This window comes from Synechococcus sp. R70.1, from assembly GCF_047461675.1.
Lineage (GTDB): Bacteria > Cyanobacteriota > Cyanobacteriia > Thermostichales > Thermostichaceae > Thermostichus.
The window spans coordinates 1-1,745 of the sequence record NZ_JANSHR010000009.1 but is presented as its reverse complement, the minus strand read 5'-3'; the positions used below and the strand labels follow the sequence as shown (position 1 = coordinate 1,745).

2 protein-coding genes are annotated in these 1,745 nt (G+C 49.7%); both read right to left on the bottom strand.

From position 1 onward, the window contains the following. A partial coding sequence (locus tag NW807_RS00960) for an argonaute PAZ domain-containing protein (RefSeq protein ID WP_414425032.1) occupies positions 1 to 1,335 on the bottom strand: 1,335 nt, incomplete at its 3' end. A 76-nt stretch (positions 1,336 to 1,411) separates the two neighbouring features. Continuing rightward, positions 1,412 to 1,745, bottom strand: a 334-nt coding sequence (locus tag NW807_RS00955) for a hypothetical protein (protein WP_414425031.1), incomplete at its 5' end; no start/stop codon positions are given.

Below are 1,745 nucleotides of genomic sequence, written 5' to 3'. Positions count from 1 at the left end.
ATTGGGTGACCACGGCATAACGACCAAAACGGTTTTGATCCCTTGCTCAGCCCAGTTTTGCCAGAATCTTTTTCGGGCGAGCTCGTTCTTAGGCAAGTAGTCCTGCCGAGTAGCATAGAAGTCTACTTCGACTTTTACTCCGCTTTTTTGGGCTACCTCAAGCAAGCACTTGCGCACTTCGCTAGGATACTCTCGCTTGTCGTCGTAGAGGTTTAGACATCCAAACTTAGTCTCGCCTACCTTCGCACATCCCTGGTACCTAACCCGGGCGGGATTTTGGACTTGCCTGTGACCCGATCCCAATAGCTTTGGCTTGAGCAAGATGTATCCCTTAGTCTTCAGTGGTTCAATTTCCCTTCTGGTAAGGTTGTAGACGCTCTCTATAATAGTCTTTGCTGTCTTTTTAGACTCTTGCAGTCGTTCTTGTAAACTTTTTCTAATACGCTCGGCAACAGCGGCGCTAACCTTTTTAGCAAGGCTACTGTTGCACTCTAGACTGGCTAGTATTTCCAAGGTTAGGACAGGCGATAGTCTTCGAGAAAGATGGGGAAAACTCCCTTCCCTTGAAGCTACCTCGACTACCCAAGAGCTTTCCACCTCTTCTAGAGGAGCATTGTGTTTTCGCAAATGAAACTCCGCCAGACTAATGTTCAGTCCTGCCAGCGGAACCTCCCACGGCGACCGGTTGGAAAGAATACCCAGATATTTCCAAGTCCGATGTTTATCGTATGTGTTCCGAACCAACTTGATTGGAACATCTGGATAGTTTTCCAGCCATTCATGCAAAGTCCACGGTGTGTAGAGACGGTAATGAATATCGACTTCTAAGTAAAGCTTTCCGTCTGTTTCAACAGCAACATCTATCATTCTTCCTCTGTGGATTTCCCAGCCATCCCCGAAAAGTTCTACCCCTTCCTGACTAGTCATCCACCAGAGCAAGCCTCCTCCTGTTGATTCAACTTCAGTTTTTTTGAACAGAGACTTAAGTCGGGACTCTATCCTCTTGCGCTCAAAGCTTTCGAGAGCGCTTCTTTCTTGGACATCGGTACAGGTTAAAACCCTAAGCCCTAGCTCTTCTAACTCCCAACCCTCTGTCCTGAGCTTACTGATTGGAACTTTTTCCTGAGTTATAATTCGATTTCCCAGACGAACAGCTAGCACTTCTAGCTGATTACAGATCCTGGAGATTTTGGAAAAAGTTTTCCGCACATCCTCTGGCTCTGGGAGGGGGTTTAGCGTACAGTTGTACTCATAAAAGGTGAGGTCTTCCTGAGTTAGCTCCTTAACAAGAAAGCGATTGAGGATAACTGGGACTTCCTGCTGAAGCAGTCTCATTGGCAAACTCTGAGTTCAAGCTTCTCTCTAGAATAAGCCCTAATTTTCCCGATCGCGCCTTGGGGATCCCCATAGGTTAGAGCTGAAACAACTCGGGCGGAGTCAGGTCGTGGCTAAGCGCCTCAGCCTCAAAGTGGCCGCTCATGCCCACCACCTGCCACTCAGCACTGCGATTCCCCTGACGGAAGCGCAGCCGTCGAGCCCGCAACGGCACCACGGCTACAACTTCTACTGGAAATTGTTGGTATTCGCCCAAGTACTCCCGGTAGTCCGGCGGCAGGTCGGCACTGCTTTCGATTTGAATCCAAAACACCCGCCCTGCCTGGTTGCCGTAAGCGCGGATCTGCTCCTGACCCTGGTACTGCTCCACGCCGCGTAGCCGCTGCCGCCCCACTTGCATAGACTGAGCC